This window comes from Candidatus Woesearchaeota archaeon, from assembly GCA_018303405.1.
Taxonomy (GTDB): Archaea; Nanobdellota; Nanobdellia; order Woesearchaeales; family JABMPP01; genus JAGVYD01.
Window position 1 is genome coordinate 130,476 of sequence record JAGVYD010000014.1, and the last position, 25,825, is coordinate 156,300.

Genomic DNA, 25,825 nt, shown 5'->3' on the forward strand with positions numbered 1-25,825 from the left:
AATTCTGACAGTTTAAGATTGGATTGGCGCCCTTCATGCCAAAAAGTCCAAAAATCACCCAAAAAAGAAAAAATAATATATATTCAAATCAAACATTAGCCCATTATGGGAAAAAAGGGTCAAATTACAGCCTTTATAATAATAGGCCTAGTGATATTGTTCTCAGTTGGCCTGTTTTTCTTCATAAGGTCGCAGACTTCTGTGTTCACCCCCCCTGAAGTGGTGCCAAAGGAGCTGGCTCCGATAAAGGAGCTGGCAGAGCAGTGCCTGGGAAATTCTGCAAGGGATGCGGTATTTCTTGCAAACAGCCAGGGAGGGTATGTCAAAATACCTGCTGAAATCTCAACTGACCCAAAAAAAACCGTCGGATATGGCATGAAAATCCCGCTGTGGTATTCCCAGGGGGAATACAGGATGCCTGAGCTGGCAGATATCAGCCAGGGCATTGCAAGGCACGTCCAGGATAATTTAGTCGCCTGCCTGGATAATTTCAGGGTTTTTGGCCAGCAATATGACATAACGCCTTTATCGGCTCCGATAGTTGAGGTTGCCATTGCTGAACGGCAGATAAACATCAATGTCGATTACCCATTGGAAATCAAAAACAAGCAAAGCACAGAAATAAGCAAGATTTCAAAATTCACAGCGACAATAGATGACAGCCTTGGCAGGAAATACAGGCTGGCCAAGGAAATTTTCGATTATGAAAATGACCATTACTTCCTGGAGAATATCACCTTCTGGATGATAAGCTCTGGCCTGCCAACCGAGGGCATGGAAATAACCTGTGACAGCAGGGAATGGAACATAGACAGCGACCTTGTCCCGCAACTGAAAATGATGATTTCTGCGAATTTGAGGTATCTGACTTTTGCAAATACCGACAGCATGCAGCCAGCATCGCCTTTTCCTGATTACTATGCCAATCTCTACATGGTAAGGCCAAGCAATGAGAATTACAATGGCTTGACTGTTGCCCCTGTCTTCAACACAAATTGGAACATAAATATGGATGTCATACCAAGCAAGGACAGGATTGTGAAGCCAGCAGTTTCGCCATTGCCTGTCATTGGCAGCTGCTTCAAGATTTACAATCACAAGTACAACGTTGTATACCCCCTGGTTTTCCAGATAACGGACAATACGGGCCAGGAGCCAAGCTTTTTCTTCTTTGCGACAGATGTTGTGCTGCTTTACAGCCTGCCCAACCGTGAGGCAAGGGTCACTGAGCCGCCGCTCATTGAAACGTCGGTAAATGAGGAATTCTGCAATGACAAAAGGTATGCAACAGATATTTTTGCGTATGATTCTTTCAGCGGGGACAGGCTTGAAGGCGTCAAGCTAAGGCACCAGTGCATTGGCCTTGCATGCGATATTGGCGAGACAAAATTGAGGATGGCAGATGACGGCTATGTTGGCACATTCCTTGACGCTATGCTGCCGGGATGCATGGGCGGAATCCTGATAGGAGAAAAAGAGGGGTATGTTAGGGGAGTGACTACAGATGTGATGACCGGCAGCATAACAGAGAATGGGGTTACGGCAGTCCATCAGGGAAACCAGGAAAATGTCGAGCTTATCCCATTGAAAAAATTGGAAATAGGGATGAACCCAATGGAAGTTAACCCCATCACCAACGTTGCCTATCCAAGAAGCATGGATCCGACTTACAAGTACATCATAACTCTGCGAAACCAGGACAAGGGGCATGAACAGACAATATTTTATCCTGATGAGGAAAGTGATGAAACGCCGACTATCAGCCTGATGATAAGCGATGATGTTTATTATCTTGACCTGAAAGTTTTGGATGAATTTGACAACTGGGTGGCCGGCACAACAATTTCAGTCTGGGGGCCTGGCGCCTCGAATGTTTACCAGAACAGCAAAGTTATTTTCAGGCCCGTGATGCTCGGTACAAACCCGGCTACTGATGATGAGTTCACGGTGCTTTACAATCTCGTGAAAGACAAGTCATTGGAATACACACCACAGTTTGCCCCATAAAAATGCCAAGCAACAGAAAAAACGGACAAGGGAATGACTCAGCGGGAATTGCTATGAGTCGGACAGAAGCAAGCGCAGTCCTGAGATTGGCGTGCATTTATGGAGTGATTGGGCTCATTATCACGCTGCCGGTTGCATCAGTGACAATCCTTAATATTGATGTAATTGCCCTTGAGCAAGGCGCTACAATAGAGTGGCAGACTGATGCCCTTGCAAATTCAACAGTAAATTACGGGATAACATCAGCAATGTCATCGCACACTGGCAGCCAGGACATGGTTACATCCCATTCAGTCGATATTTCCTCGTTGGTTGCCAACACTGATTATAGCTACCAGGTTCAATCCTGTGCAGGGCCTGGCGACTGCGACATCAGCGGCATTCTGCAGTTTTCAACATTGGCTGAAGGCACAACATCCAGCGACACGCTTTTCATGGAGCTTGGTGGCCAGTTGGGCAACAGCACGAATAATTCAGTTTACACTATTTATGGCAGGACGGAATCAGACGCGGTTGTGCGGTTTTACATCAATGGAAATCCTGACCAGGGTGCCGGCCCTGTTCTTGTGACAGCAACCGACAATACCGAGGCATTTTACCTTGGCGCGGGGCCAGATGGCCAGTTTATCGGCGACCTGCACCTTTTCCCCGGGACAAACAACATTCTTGCTGTTGCGAGAAAAGGGATAGAGGAAGGCAGGGCAAACATTACTGTGATGCTTGACAGCATCAGGCCATCGGCGCTTCTGGCTGATGTCCCTGCGGGCTCAAAGGAAGGAACTATGAGCCTAAGCGGCTCGGTTACAGAGCCGGGCACTGTTGAGATTTTAGTTGATGGCTCAGTGCAGGATTCAATGGAAACAGAGAACCAATTTGTTTTCAATAATGTCCAGCTTGGAAATGTGGGCCAGGGAGAGGAAAAAACTGTCAGGATTCAGTTAAGGGTCACGGACAGGGCGGGAAATGTGGGGATGAGCCCGGAGTATTCCATAAAAGTTGACAGGAAGATTCCAACTATTGTCCATGAGACAGATTATCACCCATTGATGCACAGCATTTTGCTGAATGTCAAGGGAAAAACAGAGCCTGGCGCCATTGTGCATGTGCAAAACCTGAGAAACCTCAGCAATGTGCAGGAATATACGGATAGGATGGCAAGAAATGATTTGACATTCATTGACCCAGTGGACCCATTGGGCGAATGGTTCAAGGAAAAAACCACAACAGCTGATGAGCACGGGGATTTTTCTGTTTATCTTAATTTATACAGAGGCAGAAACCATATTTATTTTAACGCGGCTGATGCTGCGGGAAACTCGTATGTTGATTACCAGGACGCTACAGTTGAGCTGGCGACCACCAAATGGAGGATCGCAAGGGTTGATACCTACCCGAGCAGCCTGTATTTCGAGGACATCGCGAACGGGGAAGTTGAGGCTACTGCATTCCTGGTTTTGGATTGGGTTGGTGGCGACCCACGGCCGGCAAAGGCTGAGCTGAAAGTTGTTGAAAAGGATGGCCCAAACACTGACAATAATGACCTGATTGGCAGGCCAAGCAGGCTCAAGGGTGGGGGCTATTATGACAAGGACAATGGAAGGCTCTTTGCATTGGTCGGAATAAAAGTCAATCGCTGGGCCGGGACTTCTGATGCTCTCTTTGACAAGCTTTATGGCAATTGTGTTGGTGACCTGTGCCTGCCTGACCTGAAAATCCACGGGGAAATTGTGCAGAAGCAGATGATAATCAGCATCAAGGGGGAGGTAGTTGAGACATTTGTTTCACCAACAGGCGAGCAGGCTGTTACGCCATCAATCATTTACGAAAAATTCGGCTATGCCGTGCAAAAGCCCAATGACCTTTCAAAATGGCTTTCCCCCCAGTTGATTAATGACTCAATCCAGTTCCTGACAAAAACCGAGGAATTCCTGGACAAGGCCCAGGACCTTCTTGTGAAGCTCACAGGCATTGGATTGCTTGCCTGCGGTGTTGCAGTTTTCAGCAATCTGATTGGAGGATTCATAATATCGCCCAGCAGGGAGCAGATGTATTGGGTCTGCGACAGGGTTTTGTGCCCGAGCATACCTCCTGATTGCGGGTCCATTTCAGATAGGAATGCTGTTTACTCTGGAGGGGCCAGCTCCGGCCCATTGGAAACCGTGACCCTCAAGGATGCGGAGAACAGGTACACCAAGCACAGGTTTGTTCAGGTTACGGAGACAAATAAGAACAGCTACCCATGCTCTCCCGGGCAATATGCCATGCTTTCCAGCAGTGGAGAAAGCACGCAGTTGAAAAGCGGAGTAATCGGGGAAAGGGTGACTGAAAAAGAGTTTACAAGCTATTGTTTCTCCCAGGACGATTATCAAAAATTGACCCTGGATGACGCTTTTTTCACTAATTTCAATGCAGGCAGGTGCTACCAGGAGAATGAGCCGTACTATGACAACACAAGGTGCTTCGGCCAAAAGTTTGACGACTGGACAAGCCCAAGGGATGACATAATCAAATCAATGCAGTGCGGCTGCATAACAGGGATATACGGCTACACCCGAAGCCTTTTGACTGTTGTGCGCGGCATGAAGCAGTGCCTGCAGCAGGCCCAGATTGGCGAAGTCAAGGGCGGATTTTGCGAAAGGTTGTTCCTGCAATTTGCATGCGACCAGGCCGCGAACCTGTTTACCAAGATATTGCCCCAGGAATTTACAGGAGAATACCAGCAGGAAGTGCCAGATGATGATTACCATGGCACCAATCCAGGAGGATATGTCCAGACTGCCAGGAATTTGCAGGCAAGCCTGAAAGACAGGTATGGAGGCGTGATTGATTCTGCAAAAGGGCTGTCATCGGAAAAGCTTGTGAACAATTTCTGCCTTGCCGCGACTTTGGGGGACATTTCAATTCTCGAAGGCGCGATTGAAACATTTGCAGCTGCATCGCCTGTGGCGCCATGGGGCATGGTAAAGGGCAGCTCAAGGCAGGCTGGCTATGACCCGTTTGTCGGCCAGATGAAAATAAATTATAACATTTATGTCGGCGTTGTCCCTGGCGGCGACAATACTGAAATGGAAGTAAAGCTTGTGTGCGACAGAAGCTATGAGGGCGGTGAATTTTGCCCGGCCACCCGGGAAGAAACAGTGCTTTCAAATGTTCCGCGAAGCCTGAACAAGAATGACTTTTACAACCAAAATGTGATATTCCAGTCAGCGCCTGCAAGGCATTGGTATAACAAGGTTGTCCTGACATTGAAATACAGGCTTGCTACTGACGAGCCATGGGAGACAAGATCATATGACTCCGTAATCTCCAGGCAGAGCGACCTTGCATATGGCTGTGAATATTCCCTGACGGGCGGCATTGCATGCGAGCCAATTACCATAGATGAAAACGGCATTTTGCAGATTGTGAAGTCAAGCACTGAGACAAGGGACAATGAGTACACAGACATCTCGCCGGACAACGGAATTTTCTACTATCCTGACAACAAGATTGGATTGAGAACAAGGATTTTCAATGATTACAATGAGGATTTTTTCTTGAGGATGATTATAACGCCGCCGGGCACTGCAGCCACGCCTGCTGCCTATGAATTCAAGATTCCGGCCACCACAAATGAAGCAGGAGAAGCACAAAACTACAACCTGTTTATTGCACGGATGGGGCAGCAGACAAGCCAGTCAGCATTCATTGGCGGCCCAATGCCCCTGCCGAACATAAATTCAAACAAGGTATACCTGACAACAACATCAGCAACCCCAGGAAGCGTGGCCGTGCAGGTAGGGGATGCGACAGGGATCAAGAATTGCGAACCCCTTAACCAGGGTGCGGGCGCCCTTATAGCTGTGAATACATTGTTAACTGCGCTGCAGCCGAGGATTGATAGTGGCGAATTGTCCACAAAGGATTACGAGCCTACTGGCACGAGTAATGCTATGAAACTGATGATTGACCATGGCACAGGATATGTCTATGAAATAAAGCAGGGAAAAGTTGACAGGCTGCTGGCAGTGCGCAACAGCCAGGACAAGAATTTGATAGATGACATGTGGAGGATATTCAACTATGTTCCTGCGAGCAGCGCGTTTAGTGAGTGCACTTTTGAAAGGACAATTTCAAAGATAACAGGCATGGCGCAGGAGCCCACTGCAGTTGACATTTGGGTTGATGAAAGCGGGACCAAGAAATGGAAAGAAAGGTTATGGATTTCAAACCAAAATACCCAGAATATCCCGCAGGGGATGTACAAGGTCAAGCTGAATGTCTATAAGGACACAAATAGTGACGGCCAGGGCGACACTGAAATTCCGTACGATGCGGCTTCGCAGGAATTTGAAGTGACGTTTAGAGGGGAAAACACGCAATCTGGCTGCACAAGGATGCCGTCAATTGATGTGCTGGAGCCAGTTGGCAATTATATGCCAAGGTCAGTGCCGGCAGAAGGGATTTTGGTTGGCGCAAACATAGTTGATGACTGCAATAAGATCTCGACAATGAGGATAGCGCTCGTGAAAAAATCCAACAGGAACAATGAAATCTGCGCGACCCAGTATGCTGCGGCTGACAATGATGCATATGGCTATATAGGGCTTTCCCCGACAATCACAACAGGAAACTGCGATTTTGAATTGGTGTCTGCGCCAACATTGAATGAGCTGGCTCCGCCTTATTACCAGTTTAAGTTTACAAATTCGGCAAGCGCTCCAGCCTTTGCCAACGAAGACCACGAGATTATTTTCAGGGTCACGGACCAGCTCGGCCAGGCCGGGGAAAAAGCCAAAACAATTGCATTTACGGATAATATTGACCCCTTGATTTTGAAGCTCAGGCCATCTCCGGCCCGAACGCCATATTCAATATTGGGAACTCCGCCAGGCTGATATGGATTGATATGGAGTTTGGAAACCGATAAGTTGGAACTTACAGATAATGCAGACTACAAATGATGCAGGCCTTAAAATCCAAAATCTCACTCTGTTGATTCTGCAACAATGGCTTCAAGGCTGTGTGCCTCGCCGTGCCCCGCAGCCCCGGATGGCGCTTCTGCTGTCCCGTTATCGCTGCTCAGCCCGTATTCTGCCTGGTAAGCCTCGAAAAGCTCCTGCTTCAGCGCTTCAATATTAACCTGTCGGCCACCCATAAGCGCCTTGGAAACAGCCTGGCTGATATACCTGTCAATATGCTGGCTTGCCATTCGTTCATATTGGGCCTGCTTGCCATATTTCCCTGAATCCCTTGCATCCCTTGCCATTTTGCTGTACACAACAGTCAGTGCCTTTTCAACATCCATCTCAGCCTGGAGCTTGTCAACTTGCGGGCCGTGGAGGAAACTATGGCTGATTTCATGCGCAAAATAATCATTCGTGATAATTTCATCTTCCAAATGCCCATACTGATTTTTTAGGAAATTCCTGTACTCATGCGCAGCCTTTCTGTTGTAGAGGATGAACCCATTGTCCGGCTTCTGCTTGGGATTTGTGGCTGCAATCAGGTCAGTGTCTTCATCCATGACAAACAGGTATTCAATGCCTTCAGAATGGCCTCTTTTTGCCAGGTACCTGAAAAGCTCCTTGCTTTCTTCTGAATGGACATACTTAAGCAGGATCCTGCCAAGATGCTCGCTGGTCACCAGATTTTCCCTTATGCTTTGCCTGTGCTTGCCGGGGATATCCTGTTTTTGCAGGTTGGCCAAAGCCGTGTCCAGGCTCTTGGATTTGCTGTGCCTTGCATCTGCATCAATATTGGCAAGCGACCGCATGACAGCATTCTGGCCAGTTGACCTGTCGTAAAGAACAAGGGTATCATAATTTTCAGTTAGTGCGCCCCTGGCAGATGTTTCCGGGCTGGGTTTGAAATTTGCGCCAGAATTATAATGCGCGCCAAAAGGATTATTGGGATTAGGCGGCGAATAGTTCATCATTTTGCCAAACAATGTGTTCGGAAAAATCAGCTTTTGCCCATTTGAAGATAGCGCCATATAGCCTGGCCTGATAGTCTGCGCATACATGCTCCCGCCGATTCCAGATTTTCCAGCATTGACTGCCTGTGGTTGATATCCCATATTGGTCCGCCTAAATTTTACAGCGTAATGGTGCCATTATAGTATTAATCGCATAATATGCTGAAATTTAAGAAGATTTGCAAAATAATGATTAAAAAAATAATGAAGTGAGCTTACAGAGAAAAATAAGGTAAACAGGATGAAAGCTGAAAAAAGAGGGGGAAAAAGAAGAAAAAATAAAGGCTTATGCAGCCTTATGATAGTGCTGCCCGCCTCCTGCATGCGCATCGTCAATGATTCCAGCTGCATGCTTCCTTCTTTCCTTGCTAAGCAAATAGTCCGGCACATGAGATGAGAAGATTTGCTTCTTCTGCTCGAATGTCGGGGCATTTTGGAAAGTATTTCTTTGCGGCTTCAGCTCTTCATCGCTTGCATAGAAGTCTTTGGCTGCTCCCAGTATCTCCTGTTCATTGTATTTATTCAAGCTGGAGCTCCAAGTCTTTAAGTGGTCATCCATTGCTGTTTTTTTGATAAGGCCCCTCACTTCTGTTTCAACCTCATCAGTCAGGATTGACTCCCCGTGCTGATTCAGGTACTGGGTCATGACCTGCATGAGATTCTCTCTTGGGACTGTTGCCCTCCATGCAGTTTTTTCAACATTCTTTGCGCCCGCCCCGCCATAGACCTTATCAACAGTGTATTTCTGCACTGCTGCTACTACATTGTCAACAATAGTATTAGCCACATCCCTGTTCAGGATAGGCTCGCCATAGTTTGTCTGCCTGGCATGTGCAGTTGCGTCCTTAATGGCCCGCTTTACAAGAGAATCATAACCCCTTTCATGCCTAGCCAATTCCTGGATATCTTCCTTGATCTCTGCTGATGGATTTTTATGTGCACCGTGCCCATGTCCGCTGCTCATTTGTCTCGCCTCAATTTAGGTATAACGCCTTCTGCATACCTATTTTTAATTATTATGCAATGATAAAAAGGATATGTGCTCATATATAAATTTTATTATTCTGGGTTATAAAGCAATCAGGCCATGGCTTTTGGTCTTCCTGCCGGGCCATGCGTTTGCTGCCAGCAATATGATATTAGTAATGTGGTGTAAAGCATTATGATGTCAGTAATATGACTCTTTAACTTTGCCAGCGGCCACATCTTCAATCGTAATCTCGGGCTCTGACGGCACTTCCCCTTCTTCTTCCTTGCCCTTGCTTTGCTTCGGCTCTGCCTTGCCTGAATCAAACGCTTCAGCCGCCTCTATAGAATCAGCCCCGATGATAATGCCGACATAGAACAGGCTGATAAGCAGGTTAATCACTGCCAAGGTCTTGATATCCATGCCTTCAAATATCGGGAATCCGCCAAATGCGCCTACAAAAACAAATATCATGACAAAAGCAAATGGAAGCACAGCCAGGAAGGATTTTACATGCAGCCTCTCAACCATGCTGATGGATACAACAAGCGTCAGGATAGTGGGCGTAAGCCCCAGGAAAACCCTGAACAAGGAAGTAGCTGTTGTGGCTGAAAGAATAAAGAGCAGGACAACAAACGCAAGCACGCTTATCCCAATAACCATGCCTCTCACTGTGATTAAGCCGTTGCCGGATTCTGCAGTCTCGCTGATTGGCTCCCTCCTCAGCATTACTGTTTCCATGGCAGTGTTGATTGCGTCCTGGGAATGCCCGTATTCCAGCAGGATGGCCTCGATTTCATGGATTGACTTGCCCTGGGAAATGCTGTATTCAATATACCTGACCAGGCTGTTGAGGACATCAAAGAATAATTCCTTCTGCACAGGCCCTTTATAGGGCTCATCCATTGCCTTGATGACATCCCATTTGTGGCGGTGCAGTGAATCAATGGCTTCCTCGACAAGGTTGTGGTGATGCCCGGCATCTGTCAGTGCCTTGCGTATCTTTTCAGGAGGCACTCCTCTTTCGCGCTCCTGCTTGATGTATTTCACAAGTTCGCGCTTCATGTATGCGGCAATGTCTTCCATTTTATCCCCTTTTTAGGTTCCTCTCCCAAAATATGACCCTTTGCCAAAACAATGGGCTTTTTTACATTGGCATGCTATGCTTTATACTTGCATGCTATATCTTATAAATATTTTTCTGCGGACTGCGATTCGCGGTCATGACAACCATGTGCTGTGGAAAACTATATGCAGTGGAAAATAAAACATTAAAGCAACCAGATCAGGTGCAATCAGGTGCAATCAGATCAGGTGCCTTTTTGGGTTGATATCCAAGTCTGTGTACTTGTCCGCTTCCTCAATCAGTTTTGCTGACGAGCTTTTGCCGAAGGCAATTACCTCGACCCTGCAGCCCATTGCACGCTGTAGGTGCCTGACCAGGGGCACGAAATCGCCGTCCCCGCTAACCAGCACCACGACATCCAGCTTTGTGGCCAGCTCAATTGTGTCCATGGCTATGCCGATATCCCAGTCGCCTTTCTTTGCTCCGCCGACAAAAGTCTGCAGGTCCTTGGCCCTGACTTCATAGCCAAATTTTTTCAGCAATTCAAAAAAATTGGACTCATCCTTGACATCTGCCTTGATTACATAGGCAAACGCCCTGACAAGCCTTCGGCCTGCAACAGCTGTCTTCAGTATTTCCTTGAAATTCACCTTGGCATTGTACAGGTGCCTTGCAGAATAGTATAGATTTTGTACGTCGACAAATACGCCGACCCTTTGTTCCTTGTGCTGCGATGTGCTGTCACTCATTTTATCACCACTTTTGTTGTCTCTCTTTTTTCAGATTATCTCTTTTTCAGATTATCACTTATTTTCACTTATTTAGGCAGGCTTTTTTCAAATCCGCAGCTTGTGCAGATGATGGAATTGCTTCTTGCGTCAAACTCAAGAGTCAGCCGGCTGCATTTCGGGCATTTCTTGATTGGCGAGATGCTTTCAAAATTCCTCCTAAGCTCCTCGTAAGGATCCATGCGAGTTATTTAAGCTTTGCCGTATTTAAACGTTTCTGAGAATAGGGCTTTGCCCGAAAAGTTAGTTTGGGCATCAATTTTGCGAAGCCCATCCCCGGAGGGGTTAAGCATTTTTCGGGGTTGCAGAGGAGAAAAATGCAATGCATGAGAAGTTGCAATGCTGAGCGGATGCCCAAACCGAGCCGAAAGGCGAGTTTTCAGGCAAAGCTTGAGAATGGGGTCTCTGAGGGAGTGAAGTTAAGAAAAAAGAATATAAAGCATATACATAAAATATATAAACCTTGAAGGGCCGAATTGTACTTGATCTTTTGAGATTAAGAAGGAGATAAACATGGAACTAAACTTCTTTGGAGCACCGGAATACCTGGAGCCGCATTGCCCCGGATGCAAGGCAAAAATAGATTATGGAGTCACGACCATTTATGATGACACAGTAAAAGGGCACAAGTGCCTGGCTTGCGGCATACTTCTCTAAGGTGCCAGGTGAGATTCCATACCGATTGTGTTCCTGCACAGGCATGCCCATGCAAAATCTTTATATACATGGCATGGATTTAGCTGGTGTATGTCAGCGGATTTAATCCAGCTCCAGATTTCTGTCATCATTATCTAGGAGGCAGGCTAGCCCGGCCTTTCTTGTGATGCTCGCTAGGAATCAGAAGGATAATTCCCGCCAAGGAAAAGCATGGATTTATGACATAGAAAATAACGAAAATGGCAGAAGACAAGCCTCAAAAATATGACCCGATTAAGCTTGAGCCGGAAATGCTGAAGTTTTGGGAAGAGAAAAAAATATACCAGAAAGCCAAGTCAGCCGGGAAAGGAAAGCAAAAGTTCTATTTCCTGGACGGCCCGCCTTACACCTCCGGAAAAATACACCTTGGCACTGCCTGGAACAAGCCCCTTAAGGATATGGTCCTCAGGTACAAGCGCATGAAAGGGTTTGATGTATGGGACAGGGCAGGCTATGACATGCACGGCCTTCCGGTTGAGCTCAAGGTTGAGGAAAAAGTCGGCATCAAGTTCAAGGAAGAGATTCCCGGGTATGGCGTGGCAAAATTTGTAGAGCAATGCAGGGAATTTGCGCTCAGCAACCTGAAAATCATGAACGAGGATTTCAGGCGCCTTGGCGTCTGGATGGATTTCGAAGACCCTTACATGTCCATAACATCCGAGTTCATTGAGGGGGAATGGTGGCTTATCAAAAAGGCTCATGAAAACAAGAGGCTTTACCAGGGGCTGAAATCAATGCATTGGTGCAGCCACTGCGCGACAAGCCTTGCCAAGCACGAGCTGGAATATGAAAATGTTGAAGATGATTCTATTTTTGTAAAATTCCAGGTCAAGGGAAAAAAGGATGAATACCTCATAGTCTGGACCACAACACCATGGACAATTGCGTTCAACCTCGGGGTGATGGTGCACCCTGATTTTGAATACCTGAAAATAAAAGTTAAAGCGGACGATGGAAAAACAGAGGCCTGGATTGTTGCCAAAGGCCTTGCCGGGGTATTTATGGGAGGGGTTGTCGGCAGGGAATATGAGATCATTGAGGAGTTCAGGGGCGAAAAGCTGAATGGATGTGAATATGTGCACCCTTTTTCTGATTTGATTGACTATGCGGGCATCAAAAAAGAAAGCCCGAAGGTGCATACTGTGGTGCTTAGCGAGGAATTCGTGGACTTGTCAGCGGGGACAGGCCTTGTTCACATGGCACCTGGCTGCGGCCCCGAAGATTTTGAAATCGGGAGGAGGAATGGCATACCGGCATATAATCCAGTGGATGAATACGGCAAATATCCGGAAGGCATGGGCAGCCTGTCAGGCATGGTCTGCAAAAAGGACGACAGGAAATTCACAGAAGAGCTTGAAAAGAGAGGGGCGATTATTGCCTCGACAAAAGTGCAGCACGAATATGCCCATTGCTGGCGCTGCCAAAGCCCGGTGATATTCAGGACAACAAAGCAGTGGTTCTTCAAGGTTGAAGACCTGAAAGAGCAGATGAAAAAGGAAAACAGGAAAATCAACTGGGTTCCTGAATGGGCTGGAAGCAGGCAATTCGATTCATGGCTGGATAATCTAAGGGACAATGGCATAACAAGGCAAAGGTATTGGGGAACCCCGATTCCAATTTGGGCATGCGGCAAATGCGACAGCATAGATGTCATAGGCAGCGTTGCTGAGCTTGCGAAACTTGCGGGGAGCGAAGCAATTCCAAAAGACCTGCACAAGCCCTGGATTGATGAAGTCCAGTACAAATGCAAGTGCGGGGGAACCAAGACCAGGATACCGGACATAGCGGATGTATGGGTCGATGCGGGCACAACCTCATGGAATTGCCTCAGGTATCCCGGCAATGTTGATGATTTCAACAGGCTTTTCCCGGCTGATTTCATTCTTGAGGGAAAAGACCAGATTCGGGGCTGGTTCAACCTTTTGCTGGTCGCGTCAATGGTCAGCATGAACAGGCCAAGCTTCAAATCTGTTTACATGCACGGATTTGTCAATGACGCAGCAGGCAGGAAAATGTCCAAAAGCCAGGGAAATGTCATATCGCCATATGAGGTTATTGACAAGTACGGCGCAGATGCCTTCAGGTATTACACAGCAGGCGGCGCAAACCCGGGCTATGACCTGAATTATAATTTTGATGATGTCAAGTTAAAGAGAAGGAACCTTGAAGTCCTGTGGAACCTGCAGAACTTTGTGCTCGATTTGTCAAAGCAGGCAAAGCTTAGGAGGATCGACGAGGTTAAAGGCCGCTTTTCCATTGAGGAAAAGTACATTTTGTCAAAGCTCAATTCAGGGATAAGGGAAACAACGCTTCTTTATGACAAATACCATCTGAATCTTGTGCCTCAGAAAATAGAGGGTGTCTTTCTTGAGCTTTCAAGGGCCTATATACAGCTGGTGAGGGAAAAATCCAGCCTCGGCAGTGAAGCAGAAAAAGAGGCAGTCTTGTCAACGGTAAATCACGTTTTGATGGAATGCATCAAGATGTTTGCCACTGTTGCGCCCTTCATTTCCGAGTCAGTTTACCAGAATATGAAAGATGTGCAGCCGGGTGGGGGGCAAAAAGAAAGCATCCATCTGTTCCAATGGCCTGGCCATGACGATAACATGATTGACACAAAGCTTGAGGAGGAGATGGAGATTGTGCAGGGAATAATACAGGCGACTCTGTCAGCCAGGGAAAAGGCAAGGCTCGGCGTGAGGTGGCCGCTGAAGGAAGTGATAGTGCAGACAGGCAATGAAAGTGTAATCAGCGCCCTGAAAAACCTCAATTCCCTGCTAAAAAGCCAGTGCAACATCAGGAAAGTCGGCTATACAAAATCTTTTGACAAGGTCAAGGTGAAGATGGAGCTGGATGTTGGAAAAATAGGCGCAAGGTATGGAGGGGTTGCCCCAAAAGTTATAGCATCGCTTGCTGTCATGAACCCCGAAATGATATCAAAATTGATTGAAGAGGAAAAAATAATTGAAGCCAAAGTGGATAATGAGCTCTTGCCTGTGCCCAAGGACTGCCTGATTTTCAGGAGGGCAGTTGACCAGCCTTATGTGGAAAGCGAATACAAATCCAGCTATGTTTATCTGAATACAGAGCAGACAAAGGAGCTTGAAGCAGAAGGGTTTGCCAGGGAAATCATGAGAAGGATTCAGCAAATGAGAAAGAATGCAGGACTGCAGAAACAGCACAGCATCAGGCTTTTCATTAAATGCGGCAAGGCTGATCTGGACATCCTGTCAGCATGGAGGGATGCTATTAAGGAAAAGGTTGGCGCGGGAATATTTGAATTTTCCGCAACTGAGGCTGCGCAAGATTACACGAACAAGGAAGTGTATAAGGTAAAGGACAAGGAGTTTGAGATTTCTTTTGACAGGGCTTGAGTGGTTTATGCTTGCATGAAATAGTTTTATAAACCATGCAGCTGTCCTGCGTGATATGGCACTTTACTTGATTGGCCTTGGCTTGTCTGATGAAAAAGACATTTCTGTCAAAGGCCTGGAAGCAGTGAAAAAATGCCGCAAGGTTTACCTGGAGTCATACACTGCAGTGCTCAGCTGCCCTGTTTCAAGGCTTGAAGAGTTTTATGGCAGGAAAATAATAGTTGCCCCCAGGGATATGGTTGAAAAACAGGCAGATGTAACTATCCTTGAGGATGCTGAAAAGGCAGACACGGCCCTGCTTGTTGTCGGCGACCCGCTTGCAGCGACCACACACATGGACATTCTAGAGAGGGCAAAATCAAGAAGCATAAAGACGGAAGTTATCCATAATGCCTCTGTAATGAATGCGATTGCTGCGACAGGCTTGCAGCTGTACAAGTTTGGAAAGACAACCAGCATGCCATTCCCGCAAAAAAGCTTTGAGCCGGAGACAGCTTATGATATTATTATGCAAAACAGGAAAAACGGCAGCCATACACTTGTCCTCCTGGACCTAAGGCCTGAGAAAAATATGTTCATAACGGTAAATGAGGGCATAAAGCAGCTGCTGAAGATTGAGCTTAAAAGGAATGAAAAGGTTTTCACAGAGCAGACCAAAGTTGTTGGCTGTGCAAGGATTGGAAGCAAAGGCCAGCAAATAATTTATGGCAATGCAAAGGATTTGCTTAAAATCGATTTTGGAAAGCCAATGCACTGCCTTGTCGTGCCAGGCGACCTGCATTTTATGGAAGAAGAGATATTAATGAAATTCCAAGTTTAGATTCTCAGCGCTACAATATATTGTTGGCATATTAAAATTTCAACTTCATTTGATGCAGCCTTGCCCGAAAAGTGAGTTTGGGCATCAATTTTGCGAAGCCCATCCCCGGAGAGATTAAGCATTTTTCGGGGTTGCAGAGGAGAAAAATGCAATTCGCGAGGAGCTGAAATGCTGAGCAGATGCCCAAACCGAGCCGAAAGGCGGGTTTTCGGGCAAAGCCATTTGATGCGATAGCTTTTTAAATCTGGAAATCATTGAAATCAGATAAAAAAGCGGAGGGGAAAAATGAAAATCGGCGTTTTGGGCTCAGGCATTGTTGGCCAGACATTGGCCAGCGGTTTTATTAAGCATGGTTATGATGTGATGGTTGGAACAGGCAATCCTGAAAAGCTTAAGGACTGGAAGGAAAAAGAAGGAGGCAATGCGAATATAGGAAGCATAGCAGAATCAGCTTCTTTTGGGGATATCATTGTGCTCGCAGTGAAAGGCAAGGCCGCCAAAGATGTCCTGAAGTCTGCCGAAGCAAAAAATCTCAATGGCAAGGCCATTATAGATGTTACCAACCCGATTGCGGATGCGCCGCCGGAAAACGGTGTGCTTAAATTCTTTACAACCCTTGACAATTCACTGATGGAGCAATTGCAGGCTAATTACCCGAAAGCCAGGTTTGTCAAGGCATTCAACAGCATCGGGAACGCGTTCATGGTTAATCCGGATTTTAATGGGGCAAAGCCATCAATGTTCATCTGTGGCAATGATGAAGCAGCAAAAAAAGAGGTCCATAAAATACTTGACAAATTTGGCTTTGAAGTTGAAGACATGGGCAAGGCTGAAGCAGCGCGTGCAATAGAGCCGCTTTGCATTTTGTGGTGCATACCGGGGTTCCTGAACAACAGTTGGAGCCACGCCTTCAAGCTGCTTAAGAAATAAGTAAGGTTTAGCCGAAAAGCTTCCGGAGCTCGGTAATCTCTTCTTTTATAATGTCAAACCCGCTTTGCCAGAATTTCTCATCCTCAGGATTTATGCCAAATGGCTTAAGCATGCCAGCAGCTGATTTTGAGCCTCCATCTGCGAGCAGGCTTGCGTATTTGTCAATGAAGCTTTTGCCTTGCTTCTTGTACATGCTGTAAAGGGCCAGCACCATCAGATTGCCCCATGCATAGGCATAGCAATAGAATGGAGTGTGGTAGATGTGAGGTATGTATCTCCACTCATTCCTGAAAATGCCAGGCAGTTGCATGCTGCCGAACTGCTCCTTGAGAAGGCTGAGGTAATATGCGTCCAGTTCCTCCTTTCGCAGCCCGTCCCGTATCTTGCCGTGCGCAAATTGCTCGAAAATGACAAAATAAGCCTGGCGCGTGATTGACGCATATTGCTGGTCCAGCAGCTTGATGAGGATGGCCTTCTTTACTTCAGGGTCCTTTGCTTCGTCCAATAGCCTTGATGCCAAAACCATTTCGCCGAAGATTGACGCGGTTTCCGCCATTGGAAGCGAGGTATGGTAATTGGCATAGTTTTGCTTCATAGCAAGCACATCATGGATTCCGTGCCCAAATTCATGCATCATTGTGAAAACATCCCTGAGCTTGTCCGTGTGGTTAAGCATGATGTATGGCAAAATTGTATTGCTCGGCCCCCAGCAAAATGCGCCGCCGCGCTTATTTGGGCAGGGATGTGAATGCACATGGCTTGCCTGGAAAATCCGTGATGCGGCCTGGTAAAATCTCCTGTCGAATTTATTATAGGTGTCCAGGACAATTTTTTTGCTTGCTTCATAGGGAAAGCTGTCTTTTTCCTTTGTCTTGTGTGGTGCATAGAGATGGAATCGTGAAAATTGGTATTTTCCTCCCTGCTTCCTGGCCATTGAGTATTTTAGCTTGAAGTATTCCTGGAAGAGCCCGGAATTTTTCCTGACAACCTTGAGCAATGCATTCACTGCAGGCGCTTCAATGTCATTGGACATATTTCGGATGTCAAGCGCTGATTTGTACCCCCTAATCCTAATGCCCTCATTGTGCCAGTCCAATGCAATCATCCTGTATATTTCAGAGAGGGCGGTTGAGTTCTCATCATATTTGGCAAGCACTGTCCTGTAAGCTGACTCCCGCAGTTTTGGCACACTGGAAGTGTAATGGCTCACGACCTCCTCCTGGCTCAGCCCTTTTTTTCCATTGAAATCATATTTGTAGCTGCTTGTGAGAATGTCATATATGTCTGAAAAAGCCGACGAGCCCGTGGCGGATTTCAAGGCGATTGCCTCTTCAACTTCTGCTGATTTTGTAAATGGCGCAGTCTTTCGTGTGAGCTCCAAAGCATGCCTGTAGTCCCTGAGAATTGGGCTCTGCAAAATCCTTTTGGCAGTTTTTTTGTCAAGCCCCTTGATCCATAAGTTGAAGAAGCGCATTTTATTGCTGATGTCTGTCCCGAGCTGGCCAATGGAAGACAGCTTTGCCAGGGAATCCGAGTCTGAGGTGTTGGTGGCAAATTTCAGGCTGTAGAATGCATTCATTCGCGAGAACAAGAGGTCAATTTCCTCCTCTTTTTTTATGACTTCCAGGACAAGGCCTGGCCTGGTGGAATTGCTGAGCCTTGGCTTGTATTTTTCATATCCTGCAACAAGCTTCCTGATCTTGCCCAGCGATGCCTTGAAGTTTTTGTCATCAAAGAGGTCGCCTAAGGCCCAGACTGCATGCCTTTCTTTCATGCACAATCGTGAAAAGCACAGGTAATTAAATCTTTTGAATGTTGACAGGCCCGGACTGGCTGACCGACCACAATAAGTAAAATTGAAATAGGATTGTCAATATCTTTTATCCATGATAACCGAAAAACAGGCAATCGCGCTTCTTGAAAAGTATGCCCCTGATGAAAAAACTTTCAAAATAGTCTATGGCCACTGCCAAAAGGTCAGGGAGATTGCAGAGAGGGTTGCGAGGCAAATCAAGGGTGTTGACATAGAGCTTGTGAAGATGGGCGCATTGCTTCACGATATTGGGAGGTTTGTATACCCTCCGCCAGGCAGGGATAATGGGGTCAGGCACGGCCTTGCCGGGGCAGACATCCTGAGAAATGAGGGAGTGGATGAGGAAGTTGCGCTGATTTGCGAGCGCCACGTTGGAATCGGGCTGACGGCATCGGATATTGAAGTGCAAAAACTGCCCCTGCCAAAAAAGGACTATGTGCCTCTAAGCCCTGAGGAGAAGATAGTGGCTTATGCTGACAACCTTGCAATTGGCAATGTTGAAGGCACAGAAAAGATGGTTGAACAGAGGTTTTCCATGGAAATTGGCCCTGAATATGGCGAACGGGTCAGGAAATTCCATGAAATGGTTCACAAAATGATGGCAAGATAGCCATATAAAGAATTAAAAATAACGAAAATCGCACTATTCCCCTGCCTAAAGGCAGGGATATTTTATCGTGTGATTTTCGGAATTGGAAATTTCGACATGAATGTCGTGGTATTAAACCCCCGGAAGTTTCTGTCGAAATTTCCAATAAAATATTTATATAGCACATTGAATACCCATTGTGGATGATTAACCTGGAGAAGCTCAGGGCCGAGCAGGACAAGCTGGCCAAGAAAGTCATTACGCACGACACTTTTGAGAATGAGGACATTAAAACCATTGGCGGCATTGACCAGACTTACACCAGCAATAACCGCATAATTTCTGCAGCTGTTGTGATTGACAGGAAATCCCTTAAGGAGATTGAGGCCAAGTATTCAGTGATGGAAGTCAATTTCCCTTACATACCCGGGTTTTTGAGCTATAGGGAATTGCCTGCAATGGTTGAGGCCTACAGGATGCTGGAGCAAAGGCCCGACATGATTATCATAGATGGCAATGGCATCCTGCACCCAAGGCGCCTGGGCCTGGCAAGCCACCTCGGCATACTTCTTGATGCTGTCACAATAGGAGTGGCCAAAAACCTCCTGAGCGGCGAGGTTGATGGCGAAAGGGTGATAATAGACAAGGAGGTTAGAGGCTACAGGCTGGTCACCAAGGAACATGCCAATCCAATATTCATATCGCCCGGCCATAAGATAGGCCTGGCAAGCGCCATAGACCTGGCCAAGAAACTGATTATCCCCCCTCACAAGCTTCCCGAACCGGTTCATCTTGCGCACAAGCTTGCAAACAGGGTCAAGAAGGAGCTCAAAGACGCCGAGGATGCTGTCAAGGGCGTTGCACCCAGCCCGGCCTGAAAGGGCAGAATTGACAGGGAGTGCATGGAATAATTTTTATAATCCGGAAACAAGGGCTCCGTCATGGATCTCAGAAAACTTAGCGAGAGGCAAAAAGTCGAGATTGGCATTATCCTCATCATTCTTAATTTTGCCATCGGTTTTGTCAGCAAGATCCCATTCCTGCAGCTTGTCAGGGACCCTAATTCCTTCCACATTCACCCTTTGTATTACATCTCTGCTGTTGTTGCCTATATTTTCAGCTGGTTTCTTGGCATAATTGGAGTCTTGCTGCTGGGCAAGGAAACCTACCAGGCACTGCGCAGGAAAATGCAGAAGAAGGTTGGGCAGACCATACACCACCATGTTGGAAGGCATGTGGAAAAGCATGTGAAGCCGCATGTGGACAAATTTGTGCAGGATGTTGAAAGGATGCGGAGAAAAAGGCAGGCTGAAAAGAGGATGAAGGCACGGCTGAAAAAGCAGAATGAGCTATAGGAAATAACCTTAATTTTCGTATGTTTTGAAATGAGTGCAAGGTTATTTCCTAATAAGCAAATCACTTATTCGTTAGGAACAAAGTTCCGATTATTTCTGCCTTGCCTAGAAGTTCCTTGCTGCTGTCATAGGTTATCTGCTTAATTGCCGCCGGATACGCAAGCCATTTGAATGCAGTGTGCTCCGAAGACAGGATTATCCTGTCCTGCGCTGTTTCCGCTGCATAAAAAACAACGCTCTTGGTTATGAATTTGCCAGCCCTCTTGAAATGGTAGGTTATTTTCTCCTTGAATCCCTCCAGTATCCTGAGGTCAGTGATGCCTGTTTCCTCCTTTGCCTCTCTCCTTGCAGCCTGCTCTTCGTTTTCGCCCGGCTCTATATGTCCTTTTGCATAATCCCAGTGGCCTACAGAGTGGTGCAGGAGCAGGTACAGCCTGTGATTCCCTTCATTCCGGAATATCACAAAACCGGCTGATGATTCTGACAATGTGGCATCTGTTGCGACCATTTTGCATTGGCTTCATTCTGCTTATAAAAACCTTTTTATAGCTCAATCAAATCTGTATCCTCGATAAATAATGATTCCGGACAGGGACATAAAGAAAATTTTCAAGGAAAAGGCGAGCAGGGAGCCAGATAAATATTATGCCACAGGTGTATTGGCAGCAGAGGGGTTCAAAAGGGCAAGGTGCGGCAATTGCAGCAGGTTTTTCTGGTCGACAACCGAAAGCAAGGTCTGCGGCGATCCTGCGTGCTCGGGAGGCTTTCGCTTCTTTGACAGCCCGCCTGCAAAGAAAAGGCTGACATACATTGAAATTTGGCAGGAATTTGCCAGGCATTTCAGGAAATTGGGCTACACTCCGATTGAGCGCTATCCTGTTGTGGCCAGATGGAGGGAGGATACTGATTTTGTGCAGGCAAGCATCTATGACTTCCAGCCTTATGTCGTTTCAGGTGAAGTTGAGCCGCCCGCAAACCCATTGGTTGTCCCGCAGTTCTGCCTGAGATTTAACGACATTGACAATGTGGGAATAACCGGGTCGCATAACACCGGGTTCGTGATGATAGGCCAGCATGCTTTTGTGCCACCCAAGGATTATGACCAGCCAAAATATTTCAGGGACATACAAAGCTGGCTCAAGGAGGGGATAGGGCTGCCGAACCATGAAATTACTTTTCATGAGGATGCATGGGCAGGCGGCGGCAATTTCGGGCCTTGCATGGAATTTTTCAGCCGTGGCCTTGAGCTTGGCAACCAGGTTTACATGTCCTATGAGCAAACGCCAGGCCCAGTAGGATACAAGGAACTGAGCCTGAAAGTGCTTGATATGGGCATGGGGCAGGAAAGGAATGCATGGTTTACCCAGGCTAAGAGCACAAGCTATGAAACAACATTCCCGACTGTGTGCGAATTCCTGTACAAGAGAACAGGCATCACGCCAAACCGTGACATTCTCAGAAAATTCCTGCCTTACTCATCCTACCTCAATATAGACGAAGTGGAGAGCATTGACAAGACCTGGCAATTTGTGGCTGGAAAAGTCGGCACTGATGTACAGGCATTGAAAAATGAAGTTCTTCCGCTGGCAGCCATTTATTCCATTGCGGACCACAGCAGAAGCTTGCTGTTTGCATTGAACGACGGCGCACTGCCAAGCAATGTTGGCGGCGGATACAATCTGCGCGTGATTCTCAGGAGGGCGCTGTCATTCATTGACCAGTACAATTGGGATATTGACCTCCCCGAATTGTGCAAAATGCATGCTGCATACCTGAAGCCGATATTTCCGGAAGTTTCCAAGAACCTGAATGAAGTTACGCAGATACTTGAAGTTGAAAGGAAAAAATATATTGCCACCAGGGAAAAGACCGGCCAGATAGTTTCCAGCCTGCTTAAGCATGGCGAAATCAGCAATGAAAAGCTTGTGCAATTGTATGACAGCCAGGGGATTTCGCCGGAAACAATAAGGATTGCTGCAAAAAAGCTTGGAAAAAAAGTGGAAGTGCCTGAAGATTTCTACAAAAAGGTTGGAGAGCTGCACGAAAAGAGCATGCAGGCTACTGCGACATACAAGGAAGAGAAGCTTCCACTGGATGATGCGCCAGACACCCGGGCATTGTATTTTGATGATTACAAGCTCTTGAATTTCCAGGGAAAGGTTGTCAAGGTCATTGGGAAGCATGTCATTCTCGACCAGACCGCATTTTATCCGACTTCTGGCGGCCAGATACATGACCTTGGGAAAATTGATGGTCATGAAGTGACAGAAGTGTTCAAGCAGGGCAGCATAATTGTGCACCAGATGGAAAATGAGCATCACGGGCTGGAAGAGGGGATGATTGTCCATGGGTCAATAGATAGGGAAAGGAGGATGCAGCTTGCTCACCACCACACTTCAACCCATATAGTCAATGCCGCGGCGCGCAGGGTGCTTGGAAACCACATCAACCAGGCAAGCGCAAAGAAAACCTTGGAAAAGGCAACACTTGACATAACGCATTACGAAAGCATAGATGATGCAACATTGAAAAAAATAGAGGACGAGGCTAACAGGATTGTCATGGCAGATATAAAAGTTGACAAAAGCTTTATGCCAAGGAATGAGGCGGAAAAAAAATACGGCGTGAACATTTACCAGGGAGGTGTAGTGCCGGGCAAGAGCCTGAGAATCGTGAATATTGAAGGGGTTGATGTTGAAGCATGCGGCGGAACCCACCTTGACCATACAAATGAAGTTGGCGAGATAAAAATCCTTAAGTCGACAAAAATTCAGGACGGAATAGTGCGCCTTACATTTACAGCAGGCAAGGCTGCCCAGCATGCAAAGGGCAGATCAGGTGATACGATTGAAGAGGCTGCCAAGCTGCTTGGATGCAATGAAAATCAGGTGCCTGGGAGAGCAGAGGAACTCTTCTCCAAGTGGAAGGAAATTGTCAAAAAGGGAAAGCAGGTTGGATTTGACCTGACTTCAACTGAGGAATTCGGGGGAGATGTTTTGGCAAGGGCAGCTGAAATCCTCAGGACACAGCCGGAGCATGTTCCAAAAACAATCAGGAGATTCCTTGATGAGATTGAGGCAAAGAAGAAATAATGTCATGGAAAAATGTCCATGAGAAAAATGCCGTGCAAAATGTGCAAGGGATTATATGATTCCTAATTTCTTCCCTGCTGTTGCCATCTTTTCTATGAATGCATCGAGCTCTTCCCTTGAATGAGCAGCGCTGATTTGCACCCTTATCTCATCCCTGCCTTTCGGGACAACTGGAAAATTTATGTTTGTCACAAGGATGCCGGCCTCGAATAATGCCTTGGTCAGCGCCTTTGTTTTGGCTGTGTCGCCAATCAGCAAAGGCTGTATTGGGTGTGAAGAGTCACAGGCAAATTTGAAGCCGAGCTTGGTTGCCTTTTCCTTAAAATAAGAGATGTTTGAGTTAAGGTTATGCAAAAGCCTGTGGCCCTCTGCGCTGTCAACAAGATTGACAGAAGCCAATGAAGCGCCTGCCGTGCCAGGTGAAAACGGGTTTGAGTAGATGTAAGTTGCGGATGACTCCCGCAGATAGTCAACCATTGTCTTGTCGCCGACAACATAGCCGCCGTCAGCCCCAAATCCCTTGCCAAGCGTCCCGACCAGTAAGTCGCATTTCCCGTTTGACGCCTCTTCGCACCCTCTTCCTGTTTTTCCAAATCCTGCAACTCCATGGCTGTCATCAACAACCGTGATGATTCCTTCCTCATAATCATTATCGTGCTTGTCGCAGATTTCCTGCATTTTTCCAATGTCCTGGTGCTCGCCCAGCATGCTGAAAATACCGTCGGTCACAATGAGGACGCGCTTGAACTTGCCCTTATTTTCTGAGAGCACTTTGTCCAAATCTTCCAGGTCCATATGCCTGAATATCATCTTATGGTCTTTGTCAAGCCCGGCCACCCTTATTCCATCAATTATGCTCCTGTGGTTCAGCTCGTCAGAGATTACAAGCGTGTCCGGGTGCACAACAGAATCACGGCTCTGCCCCTTTATGATGCAGTGCAGCACTGCCATGTTCGCTGCAAATGCAGATGAGAATATCATGCCTTCTTCCCTTCCATGGAATTTTGCCAGCGCCTTCTCAAGGTCGCGGTGGATTTGCATTGTCCCTGAAATAAACCTTACTGCACCCGGGCCCGCGCCGTATGTTTTCGAGGCCTCTTCCTCTGCACGCTTGATCTTTGCATTATGCCGCAGGCCAAGGTAATCATTGGAATTGAATATAAGGTATTCTTTCCCATTTATTACTGCCCTGCCGTTCCTGAAGCCGCTGATTATTTTCTCGTGCCTTTTGTCTGTCTGCACTTCATCAATCCTGGCAATTTCCACCCTTAACAGTTCGTAAAATTTTTCCTTGCCCATCATGTCACTTCCTTAATTTCGCTTTGAGATGCTTAAGCATCACTTCAGTCATTTTTGGGAGGGTGAATTCATGCTTCCATCCCCAATCCTTCCTTGCCTCAGAATCATCGATGATTCTCGGCCATGAATCAGCAATTTTCTGCCTGCTGTCCGGCGCATAATCTGCCCTGAATCCCGGAATGTGCTTTCTGATGTCTTCTTCCTGCTCCTTGGCTGAAAAGCTTATTGCCGCAAGGTTGTAGCTTGTCCTGACCTTTATTTTTTCAGCCGGCGCGTCCATCAGCATCAATGTTGCCCTGATTGCATCGTCCATATACATCATGGGAAGCACTGTATCTTCCCTCACAAAGCAGGTGTAGTGGCCTTTTAACAGGGCATCATAATAGAATGCGACTGCATAGTCAGTTGTCCCTCCGCCCGGCTCTGCCTTCCAGCTGATGATACCAGGATATCTCAGGCTTCTGACATCAAGATTGAATTTGAGGTGATAATATTGGCAGAGGAGTTCCCCTGCATATTTGGCAACGCCATAAATTGTGGTCGGCTCGGCGACAGTTCTTTGCGGCGTGTTGTCTTTCGGCGTTGTCGGGCCAAAAATCGCAATTGAGCTCGGCCAGAACAGCTTAAGTTTATTCTCAACACATATGTCAAGGATTGTCTTGAGGCCATTCATGTTTATGTCCCAGGCCAATTGTGGGTTTTTTTCGCCGACTGCAGAGATCATGCCAGCAAGATGATAGATTTGAGTTATTTTATGCTTGGCAATCAATGACTGGATTTCCTCTTTTTTTCTAACATCGCCATGCTCGACAATCCCATGAAAATCTTCAGGGACGTTCTTGTGGGCAAGGCAAATGACATTGTCCCTGCCATGCTTTTTCTGCAGTTCCGGAATCAAGTCAGAACCAATCTGGCCAAATGCGCCTGTCACGAGTATTTTATCCATATTGCTTCGCCTGAAAAGAATAAGTTGCCATTTAAGAAGATTGTGATTTTGAGATTGTGAGCAGTAGGCAGAACCCCTGCCCTAAATTCCAGTTGCCACCACCAAAGCTAAAAAACACCAAAAAGTA

At 46.8% G+C, this 25,825-nt stretch carries 19 protein-coding genes; 10 read left to right on the forward strand and 9 right to left on the reverse strand.

Annotated features, from left to right (window positions below; genetic code table 11):
* Positions 1-105 precede the first annotated feature (105 nt).
* Positions 106-2,007, forward strand: coding sequence for a hypothetical protein (locus tag J4227_05790; protein ID MBS3110011.1), 1,902 nt, complete (start codon positions 106-108; stop codon positions 2,005-2,007).
* Positions 2,008-2,060: 53 nt separating this feature from the next.
* Entirely contained in the window at positions 2,061-6,884 is a 4,824-nt protein-coding gene (locus J4227_05795) for a fibronectin type III domain-containing protein (protein MBS3110012.1), read from the forward strand.
* Between the two features lie 89 nt (positions 6,885-6,973).
* Here J4227_05795 and J4227_05800 read toward each other — a convergent pair whose 3' ends face one another.
* From J4227_05800 to J4227_05820, 5 genes are all read right to left on the reverse strand, one after another.
* Positions 6,974-8,065, reverse strand: a complete 1,092-nt coding sequence (locus tag J4227_05800; GenBank protein MBS3110013.1) for a hypothetical protein — start codon at positions 8,063-8,065, stop codon at positions 6,974-6,976.
* Positions 8,066-8,249: 184 nt separating this feature from the next.
* Positions 8,250-8,927, reverse strand: a complete 678-nt coding sequence (locus tag J4227_05805; GenBank protein ID MBS3110014.1) for a hypothetical protein — start codon at positions 8,925-8,927, stop codon at positions 8,250-8,252.
* Positions 8,928-9,131: 204 nt separating this feature from the next.
* Positions 9,132-10,016, reverse strand: coding sequence for a hypothetical protein (locus tag J4227_05810; protein MBS3110015.1), 885 nt, complete (start codon positions 10,014-10,016; stop codon positions 9,132-9,134).
* Between the two features lie 219 nt (positions 10,017-10,235).
* Positions 10,236-10,745, reverse strand: coding sequence for an NYN domain-containing protein (locus J4227_05815; GenBank protein ID MBS3110016.1), 510 nt, complete (start codon positions 10,743-10,745; stop codon positions 10,236-10,238).
* Positions 10,746-10,813: 68 nt separating this feature from the next.
* Positions 10,814-10,966 carry a hypothetical protein gene (locus tag J4227_05820; protein MBS3110017.1) on the reverse strand — a complete coding sequence of 51 codons (153 nt, stop codon included), beginning with the start codon at positions 10,964-10,966 and terminating at the stop codon, positions 10,814-10,816.
* Positions 10,967-11,297: 331 nt separating this feature from the next.
* Here J4227_05820 and J4227_05825 point away from each other — a divergent pair, with 331 nt between their 5' ends.
* The 4 genes from J4227_05825 to J4227_05840 all read left to right on the forward strand — a co-directional run bounded on the left by J4227_05825 (position 11,298) and on the right by J4227_05840 (position 16,604).
* The gene (locus tag J4227_05825) at positions 11,298-11,441 is read left to right on the forward strand and encodes a hypothetical protein (protein ID MBS3110018.1); all 144 of its coding nucleotides are present in this window, start codon (positions 11,298-11,300) and stop codon (positions 11,439-11,441) included.
* A 239-nt stretch (positions 11,442-11,680) separates the two neighbouring features.
* Positions 11,681-14,854: an isoleucine--tRNA ligase gene (locus J4227_05830; GenBank protein MBS3110019.1), complete on the forward strand. Its 3,174-nt coding sequence runs from the start codon at positions 11,681-11,683 to the stop codon at positions 14,852-14,854.
* 55 nt (positions 14,855-14,909) lie between these two features.
* Positions 14,910-15,674: a diphthine synthase gene (gene dph5, locus J4227_05835; protein MBS3110020.1), complete on the forward strand. Its 765-nt coding sequence runs from the start codon at positions 14,910-14,912 to the stop codon at positions 15,672-15,674.
* Between the two features lie 285 nt (positions 15,675-15,959).
* Positions 15,960-16,604, forward strand: coding sequence for an NAD(P)-binding domain-containing protein (locus J4227_05840; protein ID MBS3110021.1), 645 nt, complete (start codon positions 15,960-15,962; stop codon positions 16,602-16,604).
* Positions 16,605-16,611: 7 nt separating this feature from the next.
* On the opposite strand, the gene J4227_05845 is transcribed toward J4227_05840, so the two are convergent.
* On the reverse strand, positions 16,612-18,378 hold the full coding sequence (locus J4227_05845) for a M3 family oligoendopeptidase (protein ID MBS3110022.1): 1,767 nt from the start codon (positions 18,376-18,378) through the stop codon (positions 16,612-16,614).
* 112 nt (positions 18,379-18,490) lie between these two features.
* Between J4227_05845 and J4227_05850 the strand changes: the two genes are divergently transcribed.
* The 3 genes from J4227_05850 (at position 18,491) to J4227_05860 (ending at position 20,361) form a co-directional block, all read left to right on the forward strand.
* The gene (locus J4227_05850; GenBank protein ID MBS3110023.1) at positions 18,491-19,027 is read left to right on the forward strand and encodes an HDIG domain-containing protein; all 537 of its coding nucleotides are present in this window, start codon (positions 18,491-18,493) and stop codon (positions 19,025-19,027) included.
* Positions 19,028-19,209: 182 nt separating this feature from the next.
* Entirely contained in the window at positions 19,210-19,884 is a 675-nt protein-coding gene (locus tag J4227_05855) for an endonuclease V (GenBank protein ID MBS3110024.1), read from the forward strand.
* A gap of 63 nt (positions 19,885-19,947) precedes the next feature.
* Positions 19,948-20,361, forward strand: a complete 414-nt coding sequence (locus J4227_05860) for a hypothetical protein (protein MBS3110025.1) — start codon at positions 19,948-19,950, stop codon at positions 20,359-20,361.
* Positions 20,362-20,422: 61 nt separating this feature from the next.
* Here J4227_05860 and J4227_05865 read toward each other — a convergent pair whose 3' ends face one another.
* Positions 20,423-20,869 (reverse strand): NUDIX domain-containing protein, encoded by a 447-nt coding sequence (locus J4227_05865; protein MBS3110026.1) that lies wholly within the window; start codon positions 20,867-20,869, stop codon positions 20,423-20,425.
* Between the two features lie 70 nt (positions 20,870-20,939).
* On the opposite strand from J4227_05865, the gene alaS reads away from it, so the two are divergent.
* On the forward strand, positions 20,940-23,453 hold the full coding sequence (gene alaS, locus J4227_05870) for an alanine--tRNA ligase (GenBank protein ID MBS3110027.1): 2,514 nt from the start codon (positions 20,940-20,942) through the stop codon (positions 23,451-23,453).
* A 51-nt stretch (positions 23,454-23,504) separates the two neighbouring features.
* Here alaS and J4227_05875 read toward each other — a convergent pair whose 3' ends face one another.
* Both J4227_05875 and J4227_05880 read right to left on the reverse strand, forming a co-directional pair.
* Positions 23,505-24,755 carry an aminotransferase class I/II-fold pyridoxal phosphate-dependent enzyme gene (locus J4227_05875; GenBank protein MBS3110028.1) on the reverse strand — a complete coding sequence of 417 codons (1,251 nt, stop codon included), beginning with the start codon at positions 24,753-24,755 and terminating at the stop codon, positions 23,505-23,507.
* Between the two features lies 1 nt (position 24,756).
* A complete protein-coding gene (locus J4227_05880) occupies positions 24,757-25,698 on the reverse strand; it encodes an NAD-dependent epimerase/dehydratase family protein (GenBank protein MBS3110029.1) in 942 nt (313 codons plus the stop codon).
* Positions 25,699-25,825 lie beyond the last annotated feature (127 nt).

Excerpts from the sequence above, each read along its gene's own strand:
- J4227_05790 (MBS3110011.1), top strand. The coding sequence starts at position 106 with ATGGGAAAAAAGGGTCAAATTACAGCCTTTATAATAATAGGCCTAGTG.
- J4227_05795 (MBS3110012.1), top strand. The coding sequence starts at position 2,061 with ATGAGTCGGACAGAAGCAAGCGCAGTCCTGAGATTGGCGTGCATTTAT.
- J4227_05800 (MBS3110013.1), bottom strand. The coding sequence starts at position 8,065 with ATGGGATATCAACCACAGGCAGTCAATGCTGGAAAATCTGGAATCGGC.
- J4227_05805 (MBS3110014.1), bottom strand. The coding sequence starts at position 8,927 with ATGAGCAGCGGACATGGGCACGGTGCACATAAAAATCCATCAGCAGAG.
- J4227_05810 (MBS3110015.1), bottom strand. The coding sequence starts at position 10,016 with ATGGAAGACATTGCCGCATACATGAAGCGCGAACTTGTGAAATACATC.
- J4227_05815 (MBS3110016.1), bottom strand. The coding sequence starts at position 10,745 with ATGAGTGACAGCACATCGCAGCACAAGGAACAAAGGGTCGGCGTATTT.
- J4227_05820 (MBS3110017.1), bottom strand. The coding sequence starts at position 10,966 with ATGGATCCTTACGAGGAGCTTAGGAGGAATTTTGAAAGCATCTCGCCA.
- J4227_05825 (MBS3110018.1), top strand. The coding sequence starts at position 11,298 with ATGGAACTAAACTTCTTTGGAGCACCGGAATACCTGGAGCCGCATTGC.
- J4227_05830 (MBS3110019.1), top strand. The coding sequence starts at position 11,681 with ATGGCAGAAGACAAGCCTCAAAAATATGACCCGATTAAGCTTGAGCCG.
- dph5 (MBS3110020.1), top strand. The coding sequence starts at position 14,910 with ATGGCACTTTACTTGATTGGCCTTGGCTTGTCTGATGAAAAAGACATT.
- J4227_05840 (MBS3110021.1), top strand. The coding sequence starts at position 15,960 with ATGAAAATCGGCGTTTTGGGCTCAGGCATTGTTGGCCAGACATTGGCC.
- J4227_05845 (MBS3110022.1), bottom strand. The coding sequence starts at position 18,378 with ATGAAAGAAAGGCATGCAGTCTGGGCCTTAGGCGACCTCTTTGATGAC.
- J4227_05850 (MBS3110023.1), top strand. The coding sequence starts at position 18,491 with ATGATAACCGAAAAACAGGCAATCGCGCTTCTTGAAAAGTATGCCCCT.
- J4227_05855 (MBS3110024.1), top strand. The coding sequence starts at position 19,210 with ATGATTAACCTGGAGAAGCTCAGGGCCGAGCAGGACAAGCTGGCCAAG.
- J4227_05860 (MBS3110025.1), top strand. The coding sequence starts at position 19,948 with ATGGATCTCAGAAAACTTAGCGAGAGGCAAAAAGTCGAGATTGGCATT.
- J4227_05865 (MBS3110026.1), bottom strand. The coding sequence starts at position 20,869 with ATGGTCGCAACAGATGCCACATTGTCAGAATCATCAGCCGGTTTTGTG.
- alaS (MBS3110027.1), top strand. The coding sequence starts at position 20,940 with ATGATTCCGGACAGGGACATAAAGAAAATTTTCAAGGAAAAGGCGAGC.
- J4227_05875 (MBS3110028.1), bottom strand. The coding sequence starts at position 24,755 with ATGATGGGCAAGGAAAAATTTTACGAACTGTTAAGGGTGGAAATTGCC.
- J4227_05880 (MBS3110029.1), bottom strand. The coding sequence starts at position 25,698 with ATGGATAAAATACTCGTGACAGGCGCATTTGGCCAGATTGGTTCTGAC.